General features: G+C 74.2%; 20 protein-coding genes and 1 pseudogene. 11 read left to right on the top strand and 10 right to left on the bottom strand.

Features of this window, described 5'->3' with window-relative positions; translation table 11 throughout:
* Positions 1-8: 8 nt before the first annotated feature.
* The gene (locus tag O7620_RS13040) at positions 9-1,010 is read right to left on the bottom strand and encodes an SDR family oxidoreductase (protein ID WP_278123219.1); all 1,002 of its coding nucleotides are present in this window, start codon (positions 1,008-1,010) and stop codon (positions 9-11) included.
* 2 nt (positions 1,011-1,012) lie between these two features.
* A complete protein-coding gene (locus tag O7620_RS13035) occupies positions 1,013-1,453 on the bottom strand; it encodes an SRPBCC family protein (RefSeq protein ID WP_151490922.1) in 441 nt (146 codons plus the stop codon).
* A gap of 260 nt (positions 1,454-1,713) precedes the next feature.
* Between O7620_RS13035 and O7620_RS13030 the strand changes: the two genes are divergently transcribed.
* From O7620_RS13030 to O7620_RS12995, 8 genes are read left to right on the top strand one after another with little or no spacing between them, the layout of a single operon-like run.
* The gene (locus O7620_RS13030) at positions 1,714-3,273 is read left to right on the top strand and encodes an HAD-IIIA family hydrolase (RefSeq protein WP_278126987.1); all 1,560 of its coding nucleotides are present in this window, start codon (positions 1,714-1,716) and stop codon (positions 3,271-3,273) included.
* Positions 3,270-4,244, top strand: a complete 975-nt coding sequence (locus O7620_RS13025; protein ID WP_278123218.1) for a glycosyltransferase — start codon at positions 3,270-3,272, stop codon at positions 4,242-4,244. Before O7620_RS13030 ends, O7620_RS13025 begins: the two co-directional genes overlap by 4 nt.
* Positions 4,229-5,446 (top strand): glycosyltransferase, encoded by a 1,218-nt coding sequence (locus O7620_RS13020; RefSeq protein WP_151490919.1) that lies wholly within the window; start codon positions 4,229-4,231, stop codon positions 5,444-5,446. Before O7620_RS13025 ends, O7620_RS13020 begins: the two co-directional genes overlap by 16 nt.
* Positions 5,443-6,102 (top strand): SIS domain-containing protein, encoded by a 660-nt coding sequence (locus tag O7620_RS13015; RefSeq protein WP_151490926.1) that lies wholly within the window; start codon positions 5,443-5,445, stop codon positions 6,100-6,102. The genes O7620_RS13020 and O7620_RS13015 overlap by 4 nt, the downstream gene beginning before the upstream one ends.
* Before the next feature lie 16 nt (positions 6,103-6,118).
* The gene (locus tag O7620_RS13010) at positions 6,119-7,567 is read left to right on the top strand and encodes a PfkB family carbohydrate kinase (protein ID WP_278123217.1); all 1,449 of its coding nucleotides are present in this window, start codon (positions 6,119-6,121) and stop codon (positions 7,565-7,567) included.
* A complete protein-coding gene (locus O7620_RS13005) occupies positions 7,564-8,253 on the top strand; it encodes an SDR family oxidoreductase (protein WP_151490917.1) in 690 nt (229 codons plus the stop codon). Before O7620_RS13010 ends, O7620_RS13005 begins: the two co-directional genes overlap by 4 nt.
* Positions 8,250-9,203 (top strand): glycosyltransferase family 9 protein, encoded by a 954-nt coding sequence (locus tag O7620_RS13000; RefSeq protein WP_278123216.1) that lies wholly within the window; start codon positions 8,250-8,252, stop codon positions 9,201-9,203. Before O7620_RS13005 ends, O7620_RS13000 begins: the two co-directional genes overlap by 4 nt.
* Positions 9,187-10,170 carry a DNA topoisomerase IB gene (locus O7620_RS12995; RefSeq protein ID WP_278123215.1) on the top strand — a complete coding sequence of 328 codons (984 nt, stop codon included), beginning with the start codon at positions 9,187-9,189 and terminating at the stop codon, positions 10,168-10,170. The genes O7620_RS13000 and O7620_RS12995 overlap by 17 nt, the downstream gene beginning before the upstream one ends.
* Before the next feature lie 171 nt (positions 10,171-10,341).
* Here the strand turns inward: O7620_RS12995 and O7620_RS12990 are convergent, their stop codons facing one another.
* Both O7620_RS12990 and O7620_RS12985 read right to left on the bottom strand, forming a co-directional pair.
* Complete coding sequence (locus O7620_RS12990) at positions 10,342-11,376, bottom strand: helix-turn-helix domain-containing protein (RefSeq protein ID WP_278123214.1); 1,035 nt, start codon at positions 11,374-11,376, stop codon at positions 10,342-10,344.
* An 8-nt stretch (positions 11,377-11,384) separates the two neighbouring features.
* Positions 11,385-12,146 (bottom strand): TetR/AcrR family transcriptional regulator, encoded by a 762-nt coding sequence (locus O7620_RS12985; protein ID WP_278123213.1) that lies wholly within the window; start codon positions 12,144-12,146, stop codon positions 11,385-11,387.
* 81 nt (positions 12,147-12,227) lie between these two features.
* Between O7620_RS12985 and O7620_RS12980 the strand changes: the two genes are divergently transcribed.
* On the top strand, positions 12,228-13,817 hold the full coding sequence (locus tag O7620_RS12980; protein WP_278123212.1) for an MFS transporter: 1,590 nt from the start codon (positions 12,228-12,230) through the stop codon (positions 13,815-13,817).
* Here O7620_RS12980 and O7620_RS12975 read toward each other — a convergent pair.
* From O7620_RS12975 to O7620_RS12960, 4 genes are all read right to left on the bottom strand, one after another.
* The gene (locus O7620_RS12975; protein ID WP_151490911.1) at positions 13,807-14,310 is read right to left on the bottom strand and encodes a hypothetical protein; all 504 of its coding nucleotides are present in this window, start codon (positions 14,308-14,310) and stop codon (positions 13,807-13,809) included. The two genes, O7620_RS12980 and O7620_RS12975, sit on opposite strands and share 11 nt — an antisense overlap.
* A gap of 52 nt (positions 14,311-14,362) precedes the next feature.
* Entirely contained in the window at positions 14,363-15,994 is a 1,632-nt protein-coding gene (locus O7620_RS12970; protein ID WP_151490910.1) for a RecQ family ATP-dependent DNA helicase, read from the bottom strand.
* A gap of 74 nt (positions 15,995-16,068) precedes the next feature.
* Positions 16,069-17,019, bottom strand: a complete 951-nt coding sequence (locus O7620_RS12965) for a TIGR03557 family F420-dependent LLM class oxidoreductase (protein WP_278123211.1) — start codon at positions 17,017-17,019, stop codon at positions 16,069-16,071.
* 88 nt (positions 17,020-17,107) lie between these two features.
* Positions 17,108-17,233: a hypothetical protein gene (locus O7620_RS12960; protein ID WP_255421242.1), complete on the bottom strand. Its 126-nt coding sequence runs from the start codon at positions 17,231-17,233 to the stop codon at positions 17,108-17,110.
* Positions 17,234-17,448: 215 nt separating this feature from the next.
* On the opposite strand from O7620_RS12960, the gene O7620_RS12955 reads away from it, so the two are divergent.
* Positions 17,449-18,936 carry a glycoside hydrolase family 3 N-terminal domain-containing protein gene (locus tag O7620_RS12955; protein ID WP_278123210.1) on the top strand — a complete coding sequence of 496 codons (1,488 nt, stop codon included), beginning with the start codon at positions 17,449-17,451 and terminating at the stop codon, positions 18,934-18,936.
* 34 nt (positions 18,937-18,970) lie between these two features.
* Here the strand turns inward: O7620_RS12955 and O7620_RS12950 are convergent, their stop codons facing one another.
* Positions 18,971-19,258 carry a GNAT family N-acetyltransferase gene (locus O7620_RS12950; RefSeq protein ID WP_278123209.1) on the bottom strand — a complete coding sequence of 96 codons (288 nt, stop codon included), beginning with the start codon at positions 19,256-19,258 and terminating at the stop codon, positions 18,971-18,973.
* Positions 19,255-19,902 (bottom strand): annotated as a pseudogene (locus O7620_RS12945) (aminotransferase class V-fold PLP-dependent enzyme); the annotation flags it as partial. The pseudogene O7620_RS12945 and the gene O7620_RS12950, both read right to left, overlap by 4 nt.
* Before the next feature lie 109 nt (positions 19,903-20,011).
* On the opposite strand from O7620_RS12945, the gene O7620_RS12940 reads away from it, so the two are divergent.
* Positions 20,012-20,350, top strand: a complete 339-nt coding sequence (locus tag O7620_RS12940; RefSeq protein WP_151490925.1) for a hypothetical protein — start codon at positions 20,012-20,014, stop codon at positions 20,348-20,350.
* The last annotated feature ends 8 nt before the right edge of the window (positions 20,351-20,358 follow it).

Genomic DNA, 20,358 nt, shown 5'->3' with positions numbered 1-20,358 from the left:
GGGTCGGGTCAGCGCAGACGCCGGGCCACGGCGGTCAGGGCCACCGCCACACCGGCGAGCGCGAGACCGGACAGCGCCGGCTTGTGGGTGCCGACCCACAACGCTGCCGAGCGGTCCCGCGCCCGGTCCGCGAACACGCCTGCCGCACCCCGGTCCCGGTCCTCGTCGCCGGGGTGGTCGAGGTTGTCTCGCCAGGCGGTGAGGTCGATCTTCTCGCCGGTCTGCTGGCTGTCGAACCCGTCGCGGGCCAGCTTCCGGTCGAGCAGGCCGGGGATCAGGATGTCGCCGAGTCGGGCCCGCAAGGTCGGGCCGCCGACGTTGAGCTCCCGGGTGCCGTGGTCGGCGGCCCAGACGATCGCACGGGCCGCCAGCTCCGGTGCGAAGATCGGCGGCACCGGCTGCGGATGCCGAGGCAGCCGGGTACGGACCCAGGAGAACTGCGGCGTGTTCACCGCGGGCAGCTGCACCATCGACAGCTTCACCCCCGGGCAGTCGTGCAGCAGTTCGGCCCGCAGCGAGTCGTTGAACCCCTGAACGGCGTGCTTGCTCGCGCAGTAGGCCGACTGGAGCGGGATGCCCCGGTAGGCCAGCGCGGAGCCCACCTGCACGATCGCACCCCGCCCGTGCGCGCGCATGTGTCGCAGCGCGGCCAGGGTGCCATGCACGGTGCCCAGGTAGGTGACCTCGGTGACCCGGCGGAACTCGCGTGCCGGGATCTCCCACGCCGGTGCGAACACCGACACCATCGCGTTGTTGATCCACACGTCGATGCCACCCCACCGGTGCACCACGTCGTCGGCGGCCTGCTGCACCGCGCCGGCGTCCGCCACGTCGACCCGGTAGACGCGCACGTCGGCGGCGCCGCGCAGCCGACAGTCCCGCTCGGCGGCGGCCAGGCCCGCCTCGCCCCGGGCCAGCAGGGCCAACCGGGCGCCCCGGGCCGCGTACGCGTGCGCCACCGCCCGGCCCACGCCGGCGCTCGCGCCGGTCACCACCACGGTCTGCGCCACGGTCACCCCTTCTGCCGCTTGGCGATGTCGGAGAGCCGTTCGAGGGTCTCCCTGTTGCGCATGTGCAGCACCAGGTCGTTGACCTTGTTGCGCACCCAGCGCAGCGGGCCGGCGGCAAAGTCCTCCCCGAGCCGGACCCGGGTGGCGCCGTCGCCGACCGGTTCCAGGGTGAAGGCCACGACGGCCTCGCCGGCCGGCCACAGACCGGCCCGCAGCACGAGCCGGTGTGGCGGTTCGCAGACCAGCACGGTCGAGGCGTCCTGCAACGAGAACGGCCACGGGCCGGCCCGGTGGTGCAGCTGACTGCCCACCCGCGGCCACGCGTCGTCGACGTCCCGCACGTGCGCGGTGCCCACCACCCAGTCGCTGTACGTCCACCCGTCGGCCAGGACGGCGAAGACCTGCTGCGGGGGAGCGTCGATCACTTTCTCCACAATCGCCACTGGGCTCACATACCCGCGCCATGCTGGGGCCTAACGACCCGCGGGTTAGCTTCTTCGGAGTGGCGGGTAAGGCCGATCCGGGGCACCGCTGGCGGTGCTGGCCCACCGCGCCGGCGCCGACGTTTACTCCTCGGGGCGCAGGGAACCCGCCGGCTGTGCGACAGGACCAGGAGGATCCGGATCAGCGCAGGTCAGCCCGGGTGTACGCCGGTGCTGACCGGGCCTTGTCCGGGCATCCTCGGGGGGCCCTGTACGACGCGGTGCTGCTCGACCGGGACGGCACCCTGATCGAGGACGTGCCGTACAACGGTGACCCGGAGAAGGTGCGGCCGGTGCCGGGCGCGCGGGCGGCGCTGGACCGGTTGCGGGCGGCCGGCCTGCGCCTGGCGGTGGTGACCAACCAGTCGGGCCTGGCCCGCGGCTACTTCAGTGACGAGCAGATGCGGGCGGTGCACGCCCGCGTCGAGGAGCTGCTGGGCCGCTTCGACGCGTGGCTGGTGTGCCCGCACGACGACGCCGACGGGTGCGACTGCCGCAAACCGGCTCCCGGCCTGGTGCACGCCGCCGCCCGGAAGCTGGGCACGAGCGCGTCGCGGTGCGTCATGATCGGCGACATCGGCCGGGACGTCGCCGCCGCTCTGGCCGCCGGTGCGGCGGGAGTGCTGGTGCCCACGCCGGTGACCCGGCCGGAGGAGATCGCCGCCGCCGGATGGGTGGCCACTGATCTGCCCTCGGCGGTCCAGGAGATCCTGCGCCGCCAGCAGGCGGTACGGCCCGCGCCGGTCGATCAGCGGGTGGGGACGGCGCTGGTGGTGCGTTCGGACTCGGCCGGGGACGTGCTGGTCACCGGCCCGGCGATCCGCGCTGTCGCGGCCGGCGCGCAGCGGGTGGTGCTGTTGTGCGGCCCGCGCGGACGGGCCGCCGCCGAGCTGCTGCCCGGCGTCGACGAGATCATCGAGCATCCGCTGCCGTGGATCGACCCGACTCCGGCGCCGGTCGACCCGGCCGCCGTGCGTGGCCTGACCGCGCGCCTCGCCGCCGTCGGCGCGGACCAGGCGGTGGTGTTCACCTCGTTTCACCAGTCGGCGTTGCCGCTGGCGTTGCTGCTGCGGATGGCCGGGATCGGCCGGATCGCGGCGATCAGCGACGACTATCCGGGCTCCCTGCTGGACATTCGGCACCGGGTGCCGGTGGGCGTCCCCGAACCCGAACGCGCGCTCTCCCTCGCCGCCGCCGCCGGCCACCGGTTGCCCGACGGCGACGAACCCGTTCTCCGGCTCCGGTCGGACGCCGTGCCGCCGCGCCCGGCGGATCTCGGTGACCCCGGGTACGTGGTGCTGCACCCCGGCTCGGCCGCGTCGAGCCGGGCCTGCCCGCCCGAGCTGGCGACCCGGATCGCCGGTGCGCTGTCCGCCGCCGGGCACCGGGTGCTGGTCACCGGTGGCCCCGACGAGCGTGCGGTCACCGCCCGGGTCGCGGCGGCGGGCGGCACCGACCTGGGTGGCCGGACCGACCTGGCCGGGCTGGCCGCGATCGTGGCGGACGCCGGTGCGGTGGTGGTCGGCAACACCGGGCCCGCGCACCTGGCCGCCGCCGCCGGGGTGCCGGTGGTGAGCCTCTTCGCGCCGACCGTCCCGTTCGGACAGTGGGGGCCGTACCGGGTGCCCACGGTGCGGCTCGGTGACGCCGCCGCGCTCTGCCGCGACACCCGGGCCGCCAGCTGCCCGGTCCCCGGGCATCCGTGCCTGAGCGGCGTCCAGCCGGCCGAGGTGGTCGAGGCGCTGCGGGTGCTCGCCGTCCCCGGTGGTGGCGGCCGATGAACGTCCTTCTCTGGCACGTGCACGGCTCGTGGACCACGTCGTTCGTGCACGGCCGGCACCGCTACCTGATCCCCACCACACCCGATCGCGGTCCCGACGGCCTCGGTCGGGCCCGCACCTACCCCTGGCCGGACAGCGCCGTCGAGGTCACCCCCGAGGAGTTGCCCACCACCGACATCGACCTGGTCATCCTGCAACGGCCCGAGGAGATCGACCTCGCCGCGCGGTGGCTGGGCCGCCGTCCGGGCCGCGACGTGCCCGCCATCTACGTCGAGCACAACACGCCGAAGGGCGACGTGCCGAACACCCGCCACCCGATGGCCGACCGCGACGACCTGCTCATCGCCCACGTCACCGGGTTCAACCAGATCTTCTGGGACACCGGCACCACCCGCACCACCGTCGTCGACCACGGCATCGTCGCTCCCGCCGTGTCCTACACCGGTGAGCTGGACCGGCTCGCCGTGGTGATCAACGAGCCGGTCCGGCGGGGCCGGGTCACCGGCACGGACCTGCTGCCCCGCTTCGCCGAGATCGCGCCGCTGGACGTGTTCGGCATGGGCGTCGCCGGCCTCGCCGACCACCTCGGCCTGCCCGCCGACCGGCTCACCAGCCACGACGACGTACCCCAGGACCGGATGCACGCCGAGCTGGCGCGTCGGCGCGCGTACCTGCACCTGTGCCGCTGGACCTCGCTGGGGCTCAGCCTCATCGAGGCGATGGCGATCGGCATGCCGGTCGTCGCGCTCGCCACCACCGAGGCGGTGACGGCCGTCCCCCCGGAGGCGGGGGCGCTGGCCACCCGGACCGACACCCTGCTCGCCGCCGCCCGCCGGTTCATCGCCGAACCGGAGGCCGCGCGTCAGGCCGGCGTGGCGGCACGGACCGCCGTACGGGACAGATACGGCCTCGACCGTTTCCTCGCTGACTGGGACCGGCTGCTGGAGGAGGAAGTATGCGGATCGCGATGATCTCGGAGCACGCCAGCCCGCTCGCCATCCTCGGAGGGGAGGACGCCGGCGGCCAGAACACGCACGTCGCGGAGCTGTCCGCCGCGCTCGCCGCCGCCGGGCACGAGGTGCGGGTCTACACCCGCCGCGACGCGCTCGACCTGCCGGTGACGGTCCGCAGCCCGGACGGGTACGACGTGGTGCACGTACCGGCCGGCCCGGCCGAGCCGGTGGCGAAGGACGCGCTGCTGCCGCATATGCGGGAGTTCAGCCGGTGGCTGGTCGAGCGGTGGCGTGGCGGCGACTGGACGCCCGAGGTCATCCACGCGCACTTCTGGATGAGTGGCCTCGCCGCGTTGACCGCCGGCCGGCAGACCGGGGTGCCGGTGGTGCAGACGTACCACGCGTTGGGCACCGTGAAGCGCCGCTACCAGGGCGTGCAGGACACCAGCCCGGCCCGGCGGATCGCCTACGAGCGGGAGTTGGGCCGCTCGGTGGACAAGGTGGTCGCGCAGTGCCGCGACGAGGTGGGTGAGCTGGTCCGGATGGGGGTTCCCCGGTCCCGGATGACGGTCGTGCCCTCCGGCGTCAACCTCTCCACGTTCGCCCCGCTCGGGCCGGCCGCCGACCGGGAGCCCGGCCGGGCCCGGATCCTGACCGTGGGTCGGCTGGTCGAGCGCAAGGGCTTCCAGACGGTGGTCCGCGCGATGGCGCTGGTCGGTGACGCCGAGTGTGTGGTGGTCGGCGGCCCGCCCGAGGGGCTGCTGGAGACCGACCCGTACGCCCGGCGGCTGCGGGCCCTGGCCGAGTCGTGCGGGGTGGCCGACCGGGTGCACCTGGTCGGCGCGGTGCCCCGGGAGGAGATGGGCCGCTGGTACCGCTCGGCGGACCTGCTCGTCGCCGCCCCCTGGTACGAGCCGTTCGGTCTGACCCCGCTGGAGGCGATGGCCTGCGGGGTGCCGGTCGTCGGCACCGCCGTGGGTGGCATCCGGGACACCGTGGTCGACGGGACGACCGGCGACCTCGTGCCGGCGCGGGATCCGCGGGCGCTGGCCGCCGCCATCCAGGGGCTGCTCGACGACCGGATCCGGCGCTTCGCGTACGCCACGGCGGCGCGGGAGCGGGCCCGGTCGCGGTACTCGTGGGCGGCGACCGCGGAGCGGCTGGCGGAGGTCTACGGCGAGGTGGCCGCGGTGCGCCGGCCCACCCGGGTGGTGGCCTGATGCCGGCGGGCAGCCTGCTCGACACCCACCTGACGAACCTCGCCGCGGCGCTGGTGCCGTACCGGCAATGTGAGCCGCTGGTGGCGCGCTGGGGTGCCGAGCTGGCCCACCGCCTGGCGGCCGGCGGCCGGCTGCTGGTCGCCGGCAACGGTGGCAGCGCCGCCGAGGCCCAGCACCTCACCGCCGAGTTGGTCGGCAAGCTGCACGACGACCGGCAGCCGTTCTCGGCAATCGCCCTGCACGCCGAGACGAGCGCGGTCACCGCCATCGCCAACGACTACGGCTACACCGACGTCTACGCCCGGCAGGTCCGTGCCCACGGACGGCCGGGTGACGTGCTGCTCCTGCTGAGCACCAGCGGCGCCAGCGAGAACCTGCTCGCCGCCGCGCTGGCCGGCCGCGACGCCGGCCTCACCACGTGGGCGCTCACCGGACCGGCCCCCAACGCGCTGGCCGACGCGTGCGACGAGGTGCTCGCCGTGCCGTCGGCCGACACCCAGGTCGTCCAGGAGTTGCACCTCGTCACGAGTCACCTGATCTGCGAGTACCTCGAACAGGAACTGCCCGCGCCGGCTGCCGCCGTCACGCCGTCCCCGGTCCGGACCGGGGTCGAGGTGGTGCTCGACGGCGGGACCGGACAGCAGGTCGACGCGTGAGGACGAGGAGGACAGCGTGAGGGGACCCGTGGTGGTGGTCGGGGACACCCTGCTCGACCGGGACGTGGAAGGGGTGGTGAACCGGCTCTGCCCGGATTCACCGGTGCCGGTGCTGGACGAGACGGCGGCCACCGACCGGCCCGGTGGCGCCGGCCTGGCGGCCGTCTTCGCCGCCGCGCAGGGCGCCGAGGTGGTGCTGGTGACCGCGCTCGCCGACGACGCCGGCGGTGCCCGGCTGAGCGCGTTGCTCGCCGCCGCGGGTGTGCTGGTGTACCCGCTGCCGCTGTCCGGGGCGACTCCGGAGAAGATCCGGCTGCGGGCCCGGGGCCGGGTGCTGCTGCGCCACGACCGGGGCGGTGTGCCCGGCGAACCGGGCCAGCCCTCCGACGAGGTGTTGCGGGTGATCGGCGCGGCGTCGGCGGTGCTGGTCAGCGACTACGGCCGGGGAGTGGCCCGGCAGCCGGCGCTGCGCGACGCGTTGGCCGCCACCCGCGCACCGGTGGTGTGGGATCCGCACCCGCGCGGCCCGGCCGCGGTGCCCGGCGTGCACCTGGCCACCCCGAACGAGTCCGAGGTGCGGGAACTGGTCCCGGCGCTGCCCGGGACGTCCCGGCTGGCCGCCGCGTCCCGGGGCGCACAGGGACTGCGCCGACGCTGGCGGGCCGGGGCGGTCGCGGTGACCCTGGGCGGGGACGGCGCGCTGCTCTGCCACGCCGGGTCGACGCCGCTGGTGGTGCCCACGCCGGGCAGCGCCGAGGGGGACACCTGCGGCGCCGGCGACCGGTTCGCGGCGGCCGCCAGCCTCGCGCTGGCCCAGGGCGCGCTGGTCTCCGAGGCGGTGCAGGTGGCGGTCGCCGAGGCGTCCGCGTACGTGGCCGGCGGGGGAGTGGCCGCGGCCCTGCCGCCGCCGGTGGGGACGCGCCGCGAACCGGTACGCGCCGGTCTGGCCGGCCCCGGCGGTGACCGGGTCGGCATCGCCCCGGTCGCCGCGCTGCTCGCCGAGGTACGCGCCGCGGGCGGCACGGTGGTGGCGACCGGCGGTTGCTTCGACCTCCTGCACGCCGGCCACGTGGCCACCCTGCAGGCCGCCCGGCAGCTCGGTGACTGCCTGATCGTCTGCCTCAACTCCGACGCCAGTGTGGCCGGGTTGAAGGGGCCGGACCGGCCGGTGATGTCCGAGGGTGACCGCGCTCGCCTGCTCGCCGCGCTGAGCTGCGTGGACGCGGTCATGATCTTCGACGAGCCGACCCCCGAGGCGGCGTTGTCCTGGCTGCGGCCGGACATCTGGGTCAAGGGCGGGGACTACGCCACCGGCGGCGGGGACACCACGAGCCTGCCCGAGGCGGAGGTCCTGCGCCGGTGGGGCGGGAACACCGTGGTGGTGCCCTACCTGGACGGTCGGTCGACCACCGACATGATCGCCCGTTCCGTCGCGCCGACGCCGACGCGGGAGGGGGTCCGATGACCGGCACCGGTCCGAGCGTCCTGGTCACCGGCGGCTCCAGCGGGCTCGGCGCGGCGGTGGTCGCCGCGGTGGCCGCGTCCGGTGGCCGGCCGCTCGTGCTGGACCGGCAGCCGCCGGCCGACGGGGTGTCCTGGACCGAGTGCGACCTGGCCGACACCCGGGCCGCCGAGGTCGCCACCCGGCACCTCGCCGAGCAGGCCGGGGGCCTGGACGCGGTGGTCACGGCCGCCGGCATGGACGTGCCGGGGCGGCTCGCCGACGTGCCGGGGGAGACCTGGGAACGGATCGTGACCGTCGACCTGCTCGCGACCGCCGCCGTGATCCGGGCCGCGCTGCCGTTCCTGCTCATCTCCCGGGGGCGGGTCGTCACGGTCGCCTCCACCCTGGGTGTCAAGGCGGTCAGCGACGCCACCGCGTACTGCGCGGCGAAGTTCGGCGTTGTCGGCTTCACCCGCGCCCTCGCCGCCGAACTCGCCGGCCAGGTGGGCGTGACCCTGCTCATTCCCGGCGGGATGCGGACCGCGTTCTTCGACGAGCGCGACCCGGCGTACAAGCCGGGGCCGGACGCCATCCTCAACGACCCGGCCGACACCGCGGCCGCGATCATGTTCGCGCTCAGCCAGCCGGCCGGCTGCGCGGTTCGTGAACTGGTGGTCTGCGCCGAGCAGGAGACCTCGTACCCGTGATCCTGGTCCTGCGCGCGCTCGGCGTCGGTGACCTGGTCACCGCCGTGCCCGCGGTGCGGGCGCTGCGGGCCGCGTACCCCGGTCGGGAGTTGGCGCTGGCCGCGCCGGCCTGGCTGGCCCCGCTGGTCGACCTGGTCGGCGGCGTCGACCGGCTGGTGGACACGTCGGGGTTGGACCGGCCGGTCCGGGTCGGGTCGGCGCCGCGGGTCGCCGTCAACCTGCACGGGCGCGGCCCACGGTCACACCGGCTGCTGGCCGCCACCCGACCCGCCCGGCTGCTCGCCTTCGCCAGCGGCGACGCCGGCTTCTCCGACGGCCCCCGCTGGGTCGAGCAGGAGCACGAGGTGGACCGGTGGTGCCGGCTGCTGTCCTGGTACGACATCCCGGCCGACCGCGCCGACCTCGGCCTGCGCCGGCCCGCGCCGAGGGGCCTGCCCACCGGCGCCACGCTGCTCCATCCGGGCAGCAAGATCCCGGCGAAGCGGTGGCCGGCCGAGCGGTTCGCGGCGCTGGCCCGTGCGCTCACCGACCAGGGGCACCGGGTACTGCTCACCGGGTCGGCCGACGAACGGGCTCTGGCCGTGCGGGTGGCCGACGACGCCGGACTGCCCTCCGGCGCGGTGCTGGCCGGCCGGACCGACCTCGGCGCGCTCGCCGCGCTGGTAGCCGACGCCCGGCTGGTGGTCAGCGGGGACACCGGCGTGGCGCACCTCGCCACCGCGTACGGCACCGCGTCGGTGGTGCTGTTCGGGCCGGTGCCGCCGGCGCGTTGGGGGCCGCCGCCGGACCGTCCCCGGCATCGGGTGCTCTGGGCCGGCGAGGGGGATTGGCCCAGGTGGGACGGGGTAGGAAGCCATCCGACGTTGGCCGCTCTGCACCTTGACGAGGTGCTGGCGGCCGTGGCTGAGGTGGAACGGGTGGTGCGGGTCTCCGGTGCGATTGCGGCGTAGTGATCCGGGCCGGCCGGGATACGGGCGTCGCCGGCGCGGCAGGGGTTGGCTCTTTCTCGACCCGAGCGGCGCGCCGGTCCGCGACGCCGACGTCCTGGCCCGGCTGCGCGAGCTGGTCATCCCGCCGGCCTGGCAGAACGTCTGGATCTCGCCGTACCCGAACGGGCACATCCAGGCGACCGGCATCGACGCGGCCGGGCGCAAGCAGTACGTCTACCACCCACTGTGGCGGGAGAAGCAGGACGAGGCGAAGTTCGACCGCTTGCTGGAGGTGGCCCGGCGGCTGCCGGCGCTGCGGGAGCGGGTGGGGCGGGACCTGGACGGCCGGGGACTCGGTCGGGACCGGGTGCTGGCCACGGTGGCCCGGCTGCTGGACATGGGGATGTTCCGGGTCGGCAGCGACCAGTACGCGGCCGGCGACGACCCGACGTTCGGGGTGTCCACCCTGCGTCCCGAGCACGCCCGGTCGCGGGGCGGTTGTGTGGTCTTCGTGTTCCCCGCCAAGGGCGGCATCGAGCAGGTGCGCCGCATCGAGGACCCGGAGCTGTGCCGGGTGCTGGTCAATCTGCGGCGTCGCCGACGGCAGGCGGACCGGTTGTTCGGCTACTGGGACGGCCGGGAGTGGCGTGACGTGCGCAGCGACGAGGTCAACGGCTACCTGCGCGATGCCAGCGGCGGGGAGATGACCGCCAAGGACTTCCGCACCTGGCACGCCACCGTGCTCGCCGCGACCGAGTTGGCGACCGTCGGTCTGGCCCGCTCGGTGACCGCGCGTCGTAGGGCCGTGGCGGCCGTGATGCGCGAGGTCGCCGACCTGCTGGGCAACACCCCCACGGTGGCCCGGACGTCGTACGTGGACCCGCGGGTCGTCGACCTCTACCACGACGGGGTGGTGGTGCCGGTCGAGCCGGGGGCGCCGCGCGAGGAGGCCGAGCGGATCGTGCTGGCGTTGCTGGAGAAAGCCTGACCGGCCCCGCCAACGATCCTGGGGGGGGAGACTGACGGGACCGGGGTCTCGGCCGGTCGAGGCTGGCACCGGGCGGCCGCCCGCCGCCGCTGGCGGCGGGCGCCTCGCCACGGCCCCCGTTGGCGGCCTCGCACGGGCCCGCTGTGCGGGCGGTGGTCGGTCGCGTTGGTGTCAGTCTGCCCGCCGGGAGTTGACCGTGGACGCCGGGCGGTTGACGATCCGTGCCGGATCCGAGGTGGATTCCCGGTACGCCTGGGGGCTGGTGCCGTACGCGGCCCGGAACACCCGGCTGAAGTGGGCCTTGTCGGCAAACCCCCACCGTGCGGCGATGGCCTGCACGGGCTGGGCTCGCAGGGCCGCCTCGCTGAGGTCGCGCCGGCACCCGGCCAGCCGCGTGTCGCGGATGTACGACGCCACCGTGGTCTCCTCGGCCTCGAACAACCGGTGCAGCGAACGCAGCGAGATGTGGTGGGCGTCCGCGACGACCTGCGGGGTGAGCGTCGGGTCGCCAATGTGTCGGTGCACGTACGCCTGCACCTGGGTGACCAGCGCACGACGTCGTACCTCGGTCGGCACCGCGTCCTCGGCGACCAGGTGTCGGCCGAGCATGGTGGTGGCCAGGTCCAGTCCCACCGCGCCGAGGCGACCGGCGTCGGCGGCATGATACTGCTCGGGATGCCCGGCGACCCGGAGCAGGAACTGCGCCAGCAGCGCCCCGATGCCCTCGGTGCCGGACATGCGGCCCCCGTAGAGCGTGGCCATCCGCTGTGGTGGCAGCGGCAGCGCGGCGTGCGGGATCAGCGTGATGATCGAGGTCGCCTGGGTTCGCTCGGGCTCGGTCGCGTGATGGCAGACGTCGTGCGGCCGGGAGGCGTCGTAGAAGGTGAACTCCCCGCTCAGGATCTCGCTGCGGCGACCGTCCTGACTGGACGTGCCGATGCCGCCGGTGGTGAGGGCCAGCACGTACAGCTCCGGGTCCGACTGGCGGACCAGCTTGCGGGTGCGGGTGGCGTCCAGCGACGGGTACTGGTATCCGACCAGCTGGATCGGGCCGAGGTCGAAGAAGTCGGCCCGGGCGGCGAAGTCGTCGGCGTGCGCGGACTGGATCCGCAGCGGCGCCGAGGTGCGCGCGACCAGGTCCAGCCACATGCCGAACCGCTCGCCCGGCGGCAGGACGGTGGTGTCGATGGCGTTGTGGTGCAGCATCCGACTCCTTACGACGCCCGTCGACGAACGAGTGTCTCGATGCCGTCGAGGATCCGGTCGAGGCCGAAGGTGAACTCGTCGTCCGGGTCGTCGTCCTGGTTGAGGACGCCGGAGGTCAGCACCCGGTGCAGCGCCGGGTACCGGGCCGGGTCGATGAGCCGGGCCACGGTGCGGCCGTACGCGGGCATCAGCTCGCCGGGGTCGATGCCGGCGGCCCGGCTGCCCTCGGCGATCTGGGCGGTGAGCGTGGCCTCGTTGCGGACGTAGCCGGTGATCAGCAGGATCACCGACATCTTCTCGGCCTCGGCCAGCCCGGTGTCGTCGAGGCAGCGCAGCCCGTCCTCCAGCCAGCCGAGCTGCTGCGGGGTGATCGGTGGGCCGGTGATCGGCACGTGCAGCAGCCAGGTCCGGTGCCGCAGCACGTCGTGTTCGGCCCGGGCCCAGCGGGTCAGCCCGGCCCGCCAGCCGTCGCCGGGGGAGGGTGGCCCGGGCGGTGGCCCGTAGCCCGTGTCGACCATGAGCAGGAGCAGCTCGTCCTTCGAGCCGACGTAGCGGTAGAGGGCCATGGTGGCGGCGCCCAGCTCCTTCGCCACCCGGCTCATCGAGACGGCGCTCAGCCCGTCGGCGTCGGCCACCCGGACGGCGGCGTCCACGATGCCGGGCACGGTGAGCCCCGGCCGGGGCCCCTTGGGTGGGCGCTCGCGCAGCCCCCAGGCGCTCTCGATGGCCGGTGGGATCACCGGGCCGCTGTCGTCCGTCTTCGCCGCCACTTTTCCTCCTTACCTCGCCATCTTAGTTCTGCGTATGGTCTACGCATCACAGCGTACGCCCTACGCAGAAAGGATCTGATCATGACGACGACGATCACACCGGTACCGCGGGCGGGCCGACGGGAGTGGATCGGGTTCACGGTGCTGATGCTGCCGTTGCTCCTGGTCTCGATGGACGTGTCGGTGCTCTACTTCGCCGTCCCCTTCATCAGCGAGGAGCTGCGCCCCAGCGCCACCCAACAGCTCTGGATCTTCGACATCTACGGCTTCGTGCTGGCCGGGCTGCTGATCACGATGGGCGCGCTGGGCGACCGGATCGGCCGGCGCCGGCTGCTGCTGCTCGGCGCCACCGCGTTCGGCGCGGCGTCCCTGCTGGCCGCGTACGCCGACAGCGCCGCGACGCTGATCGCCGCGCGCGCCGTGCTCGGCATCGGCGGGGCCACCCTGATGCCCTCCACCCTCGCCCTGGTGCGCAACATGTTCCACGACGCGCGGCAACGCGGCACCGCGATCGGCATCTGGACCGCCACGCTCACCGGCGGCATCGCGATCGGCCCGGTGCTCAGCGGCGTCCTGCTGGAGCATTTCTGGTGGGGTTCCATCTTCCTGATCAACATCCCGGCGATGCTGATGCTGCTCCTGCTCGCCCCGGTCCTGGTGCCCGAGTTCCGCAACCCGGCCGCCGGGCGGTTCGACCTGGTGAGCGCGGTGCTGTCGCTCGGCGCGCTGCTGCCGGTGATCTACGGCATCAAGGAGATGGCCCGCGACGGCGTCGACGTGGCCCGGGTGCTGGCCGTCGTCGCCGGCGTGCTGATCGGAGCGCTGTTCCTGCACCGCCAGCGCACCCGGGCGTACCCGATGATCGACCTGGCGCTGTTCCGCCGCCGCGGCTTCGCCGGATCGCTCGCGGTCAACCTGCTGGCGATGTTCGTGCTGGTCGGCTTCGCCATCTTCACCACCCAGCACCTCCAGCTGGTGCTCGGGATGAGCCCTCTGCGGGCGGCACTGTGGAGCCTCGTCCCGTCGCTCGCGGTGGGCGGCGTCGCCCCGGCCGCGGCCGCGCTCGCCCAGCGCGTCGAGCGGGCGTACCTGATCGGCGCGGGCTTCGGGATCGCCGTGCTCGGTTTCCTGACGCTGACCCGGGTCACGCCGGACTCGCCGCTGTGGCTCCTGCTGGCCGGTGCCAGCGTCTACGCGGGCGGCCTGGTCATGGTGATGTCGCTCGTCACCGAGCTGGTGCTCGGCGCGGCACCGCCGGAGCAGGCCGGTGTCGCCTCCGCGCTGACCGAGTCCAGCAGCGAGCTGGGCGGCGCGCTCGGGATGGCGATCCTGGGCAGCGTGGGCGCGGCGGTCTACCACCGCGAGGTCGTCGACGGCCTGCCCGCCGACCTGCCGGTGGACGCCCGCGACGCGGCCCAGGAGACGTTGGGCGGCGCCCTCGCCGTGGCGAAGGGGCTGCCGGCGGAACTCGGCGACGCGGTGCTGCACGCCGCCCGGTACGCGTTCACCGACGGGCTGCACCTCGCCGCGTACGCCGCCATGGTGGCGATGCTGCTGGGGGCGGTGACCGCGCTGATGGCGCTGCGCGGCGTCCGTCCGGCCGACCCCGCGGTGGTGGTCGCGGAGCCGACCGGACCGGCCGGTACGCCGATGCCGTCGGTCAGTCGTTGAGCACGTGCGCGAGGCGGTCGCGGAAGCGCCGCTCGGAGTCGCTGACCGCCTCACCGCCGAGGCCGAGCAGGCCACCGCTGGAGGCGGCACCCACCACCTGCTCAGCGATGGTGACCAGCCAGTGCTTGTACGCGCCGGCCTCGCCCTCGTCGACCCGGGCCGCCAGCAGCGCGGCGGCCTCACCGGCCCGCAGCAACACGTCGTCGATGTACGCCCGCGGGTCGGCGGGCGCGATGACCGGCAGTTCCTCGCCGGTCTCGGGGTCGCCGACCCGGGTCACGATCTCGCCGGCCACGGCGGCGACCAGCGGGCTGGCCGACTCCCGTCCGGCCGCGATGGTCTCCAACCCGGCCGCGTTCTCCGCCATGGTCCGGCGGGTGCCGTCGGACTCGGCGGCGCTCGCCGCGGTCAGCACCGACTGCGGCAGGCCGGCGAGCAGCCCCCACTCCCCGTCGGAGAAACCAAAACCGGTGTACGCCGGTTGCTCGATCACGGCAACGCCCCTTCCGCCCTGCTTGGTGTGGTCAATCGGTGCCCGGGTCAGGCTAGTCCAGCGTCAACAGGCCCTGTTCGGACACCACGCGCACCGACAACGTCTTGTACCCGACCTCATCGAAGAGAACCGTCATCTTGTCGTCCTCGTACGAGAGCACCATGCCGTTGCCCCACTCCGGGTGGCGCACCTGGCTGTGCACCGGGAACGGACCGACCGCCCCCTGGTCGGCGACGCTGGTGCCGTTGTGGCAGTTGTCGCAGTGCGCGCAGACCTTGGTCATCTGCTCGCCGAAGTAGGCCAGCAGGGTCTGCCCCCGGCAGGCGTTGGTCTCGGCGAAGGCCCGCATCATGTCGGTCCGGGAACGGGTCACCGTCTGCTGCCGTTCCGCCTCGGCCAGCGCGGCGGCGGCGGCGTCGGTCGGGGTGGGCGAGTAGCGGGGCGCGCCGATGCGCTGCCGGGCCCGCGGTTCGGCGGCACCGACCTGCTCCAGCAGGGAGAGGTACTGGCCCAGCTTGCGCGGCCCGAGGCCGGTGGCCTCGCGCAGCTCGGTCTTGGTGGCCGGCTTGCGGCGCAGCAGCGCGGCGAGGTCACGCAGTTCGGTCTCGTCGGGCAGGCCGCCGCTGAAGAAGCGTTGCAGGCCCACGTCCTCGGCCTGCCACAGCAACAGCACCCGCGCGGGCTGTCCGTCGCGCCCGGCCCGGCCGATCTCCTGGAAGTAGCTGTCCGGCGAGTCGGGCAGCGCCATGTGCACCACCCAGGCGATGTTCGGCTTGTCGATGCCCATGCCGAACGCCGAGGTCGCCACCATGATCGGCACCTGGTCGGCGAGGAACGCCTCGTGCAGTTCGGCGCGCGCCCCGGCCGCCATCCCGCCGTGGTAGAACTGCGCCGGGAAGCCGGCGTCGGTCAGCCGGGTGGCCAGCTCCTCGGCGGCGCGGCGGGTCGGCACGTAGATGATCCCCGGCCGCTCGTCGTCGCGCAGCAACGCGACCAGACGCCGCCACCGGTAGTCCTCGGTGGGGCAGTGCGCCACCTCGAGGAAGAGGTTGGGCCGGTCCAGTCCGGACACCACCACCTCCGGCTTGCGCAGCCGCAGCCGAGCGATGATGTCGTCGCGTACCGGCGGGGAGGCGGTGGCGGTCAGCGCGACCACGGGCGGGCGGCCGATGCCCTCGATGAGGTGCCCGAGCGCCAGGTAGTCGGGGCGGAAGTCGTGCCCCCACGCCGAGATGCAGTGCGCCTCGTCGATCGCCACCAGCGCCGGCTTCAGCGCGGCGACCTCGGCCATCCGGTCGGGGTTGCTCAGCTGCTCCGGGGTGATGAACAGGAACTCCGCCCGACCCTCGCGGATCTCGGTGATCGCCTGGGCCTGCTGGGTGGGTGACTCGTTCGAGCTGATCCGCACCGCCCGCAACTCGGGGCGTTGGCGCTCGTTGAGGGCCGCGATCTGGTCCTGTTGCAGGGCCAGCAGCGGGGAGATCACCACGGTGGGGCCGGGGATCAGGCTCGCCGGGATCTGGTAGATCGCCGACTTGCCGGCACCGGTGGGCAGCACCACCAGGGCGTCGCGTCGCTTCATGACGGCGCGCATGGCGGCGAGTTGGTTGGGCCGCAGCGCGTTCCAGCCGAACAGGCTGCGCGCCGCGCGGCGCAACGACATCGAGTGCGTGGACAGTTTCATCGAGGGCCGGAGGTACCCGAGCCCATGACCGCCGAAACGCGTTCGGACGATCATGGGCTCGTCGGGTCGGCGGGTCAGCGCAGGCGGGGCAGGACCTCACGCTGGTACAGGTCGAAGAGGCCCTGGTAGTGCGGGCCGGTGTTGGCCACGTACACCTCGTCGAAGCCGGCCTTGGCGTGCTGGTCGATCATCTCCAGGTGCGCGTCGGCGCTGTTGCCGCACACGAACGCCTCCTTCATCATCTCCGGCTTGACCAACTCGGCGGCCTGCTCGAAGTGTCGCGGCGAGGGGAGCACCTGGGACAGCTCACCCGGCACCCCGGCGTTGGGCCACCGCTCGTACGCGATCCGCATGCCCTCGTCCTCGCTGTCCGCGTACGCCGCCTTGAAGCCGGCCTGGCACGGCTTGTCGCCGCCGCCGTTCTCCCGGAAACGGCGGACCAGTTCGGCGTCCGGCATCGTGCTCACGTAGCCGTCGCCGATGCGGGCGGCCAGGTCGACGGCCTTCGGGCCGAAACCGGAGACGTAGACCGACGGGGGAGTGTCCGGCAGCGTGTAGATCCGGGCGTTCTCCACGGTGTAGTGCTTGCCGTGGTGGTTGACGAAGTCACCGCGCCACAGCTCGCGCATCACCTCGACGGCCTCTTCGAGCATCTCCAGCCGGACGTCGGCCTGCGGCCACGCGTCGCCGAAGATGTGCTCGTTGAGGGCCTCGCCGGTGCCGACGCCGAGCACGAACCGCCCGCCGTGCAGCACCGCGCTGGTCGCCGTCGCCTGCGCGATCACCGCCGGATGGATGCGCACCGTCGGGCAGGTCACCGCGGTGGTCACCGGCAGCGAACAGACCTGGCTGAGCGCGCCGATCATCGACCAGACGAACGGGCTCTGACCCTGGGCGTCCACCCACGGGTGGTAGTGGTCGGAGATCCACAGCGCCTCGAAGCCGGCCTGTTCCGCACCGCGCGCCTGCTCCAGCAGCTCGGCGGGCGTGTACTCCTCACTGGACAGAAAGTAACCGATCTTCATGAGGTCCCCTTCGGCGCGTACCTGCTGATGGGGACTGCGGTACCCCGGCCGCCGTCGGTCACACCGGTTGCCGGTGCCGGAGCCGGTGTCAGCGGCGGCCGAACATGGCCCGGATCGCGGCGAGCAGCAGCAGGGCGCCGACCACCAGGCCGAGCAGGCGTACGCCGGGGATGTCGGCCGGGCTCGTGGCGTCGGCCAGCAGGGCGGGATCCATCCCCGAACTCTCCCCGGGACCGGGCCGTCGGGCAACTGTAAGGTTTATTGACTATTCAATCGCTCGGTGTGACCATGGCAGCACCGCCTGCCCGGGCGGTGCGCCCCAGGCGCGCGAGAGATGGGGTACGGGGGCCGCATGAGCGAGCGCAACCAGCGGGTCGGCGTGAACGCGCCGACGCCGGGAACCGACGCCCAGCACCGCGAGGAGAACGCGTGACCGCGCCCGTCGGGCACCTTCCGGCGCTCGCCGCCGCCGTCCTGCAACCCGGATTCGTCGGCACCACCCCGCCGCCGTGGGTGTGTCGCTGGCTCGGCGAGGGGCTCGGCTCGGTGGTCCTCTTCGCCCGCAACGTCGTCGACACCGAGCAGGTGGCGACCCTCACGGCGACGCTGCGCGCCGAACGCCCGGACGTCATCGTGGCGATCGACGAGGAGGCCGGTGACGTCACCCGGATCGAATCCGGCCGGGGCAGCTCCCGACCCGGCAACTTCGCCCTCGGGGCGGTCGACGATCCGGCGCTGACCGAGGCGGTCGCCCGTGATCTCGGCGCCGAACTGGCCGCCGCCGGGGTCACCCTCGACTACGCCCCGGACGCCGACGTCAACTCCAACCCGGCGAACCCGGTGATCGGCGTCCGCTCCTTCGGGGCCGACCCGGACCTGGTCGCCCGGCACACCGCCGCCTGGGTACGCGGACTCCAGGCCGGCGGCGTGGCCGCCTGCGCCAAGCACTTCCCCGGCCACGGCGACACCCGGGTCGACTCCCACCACGACCTGCCCCGGATCACCGCCGACCGGGACCGGCTCGACGCCTGCGAACTGGCCCCGTTCCGGGCCGCCGTGGCCGCCGGGGTGCAGGCGGTGATGACCGGCCACCTGCTGGTCCCCGCCCTGGATCCGCACCTGCCGGCCACGCTGAGCCAGCGCATCCTGGGCGGCCTGCTCCGCGACGAGTTGGGCTTCTCCGGCGTGGTGGTGACCGACGCGGTGGAGATGCGTGCCGTCGCCGACCGGTACGGCTTCGCGCAGGCGGCGGTCCGTGCCCTCGCCGCCGGGGCCGACGCGATCTGCATCGGCGGCGAACGCGCCGGCGAGCAGGACGCCCGCGAGCTGCGCGACGCCATCGTGGCCGCCGTGATCTCCGGTGAACTGCCCGAGGAACGCCTCGCCGAGGCCGCCAAGCGGGTCGGTCAGCTCGCCGCCTGGACGGTGGCCACCCGTACCGCCCGGTCGACGGCGCGCGACGCCACCGACGTCGGGCTCGTCGCCGCCCGCCGCGCCGTGCGGGTCACCACCGCGCGGCCGGAGACCGTGCTGCCGCTGACCCGCCCGGCGTACGTGGTCGAGTTCGAGCCGCCCCGCAACATCGCCATCGGCGCGGAGACGCCATGGGGCCTCGGGGAGCCGCTGGGCGAGCTGCTGCCCGGCACCAGCACGGTCCGCTACGCCGAGCCGGACGTGCCGGCCGACCCGGGCGCCGCCGCGGGCGACCGTCCACTGGTGCTGGTCGTCCGCGACCTGCACCGGCACGACTGGATGCGTGCCGCCGTGCGGCGGGCCGTCGCTGCCCGCCCGGACGCCGTCGTCGTCGAGCTGGGCGTGCCCGAGCTGGTCACCGGGGCGGTGCACGTGGCGACCCACGGCGCCACCCGGGCCAGCGGGTGGGCAGCCGCCGAGGCGCTCACCGGCCGGGTGCGCTGACCGCCCCGCGAACGCGCTGAGCGCCCTGCGCGCGCTACGGCTGCTCGGCGACCAGGTCGGCGTACTCGGGGTGCTTGTCGATGAACGCGGACACGAACGGGCACTGCGGAACCAGCCGGCCACCACGGGCCCGGATCTCGTCCAGGGTGCCCCGGATCAACGCGCTGGCCACGCCCTTGCCCTGGAAGGCCGGGTCCACCTCGGTGTGGGTGAAGACCAGCACCTCCCCCCGGGGCACGTACGCGGTGAAGCCGGCCAACGCGTCGTCGACCAGGATCTCGAAGCGGTGCTTCGCGGGGTTGTCCTCGACCAGGGTGCTCACCGGGCCATTCTCCCTCGCCGGTCGGCGACCGCGTCCAGTTCGGCGAGCAACCGGTCCACCTCGTCGGCCGTGTTGTAGTGGTAGATGCTGGCCCGCACCGCGCCGCCGCTGTCGCGCAGCCCCATCAGCTGAAAGTACTCGTAGGCGTAGTAGTCGCCGGCCGAGAGGCAGAACCCGGCGGCGCCCAACGCCTCCTGGGTGGCCGCCGGCGACATCCCGGCGACCCGGAACGAGACCGTCGGGCAGCGGCGGGCCGGTGAACCGTAGACGGTGACGTAGGGCCGCTCCGCCAGCCCGGCGAGCAACCGCCGCAGCAGCGCCTCCTCGTGCGCCTGGGCGGCGGCCAGCCCGGCCCGCAGGCGCGCCCGCCGGTCCCCGACCGCGTCCGGGTCCAGCCCGGCCAGGTGGTCCACGGCGGCGGTCACACCGGCCAGCAGCGGAAAGCTCGGCGTGCCGTACTCGAACCGGTCCGGCACCGCGTCGGACGACGGCACCAGCTTCGCCGGCCGCAATGCCGCCCAGCGGGCCGGGTCGGCCACCATCGCCGCCAGGTGCGGCCCGGACCACTTGTAGGCACTCGTGACCAGCACGTCGGCGCCGAGCGAGGCCAGATCGGTCGGTCCGTGCGGCACCGAGTGCACCCCCGGACCCTAGCCGGTGGTTCGCGTCCGCTGCTCGGCGCTCACTGGTGGCTGGGCGTCGCGGACGTCTCGTACCCTTGGCGAGGTGACGAACCGACCCGCCACCATCCCGATGCCCCCCGCCCGCCGCGCCGCCGGCCTGTTCGCCGGTCTGGCGCTCGGCCTCGCCGTGCTGGCCGGCTGCAGCTCCCAGGGCGCCTCCACCGACTGCGGGCTGGACGCCTGCACGGTCACCTTCGAGCGGGGTGTCGACGCGAGCGCCACCATTCTCGGCGTCGAGGCCAAGCTGGTCGGCGCCGAGGGTGACCAGGTGACCGTCGAGGTCGCCGGCGAGCAGCTCACCCTCACCACCGGGCAGCAGGCCACCGAGGCCGGCGGCTTCGCGGTCACGCTGGACAGCGTCACCGACCAGCAGGTCAAGATCCGCGTTTCCCGCAATCCGGGCAACTGACCTGGTCG

The sequence above is a fragment of the Micromonospora sp. WMMD710 genome, from assembly GCF_029626045.1.
GTDB lineage: Bacteria > Actinomycetota > Actinomycetes > Mycobacteriales > Micromonosporaceae > Micromonospora.
This window is presented reverse-complemented; position numbering and strand designations above follow the sequence as displayed.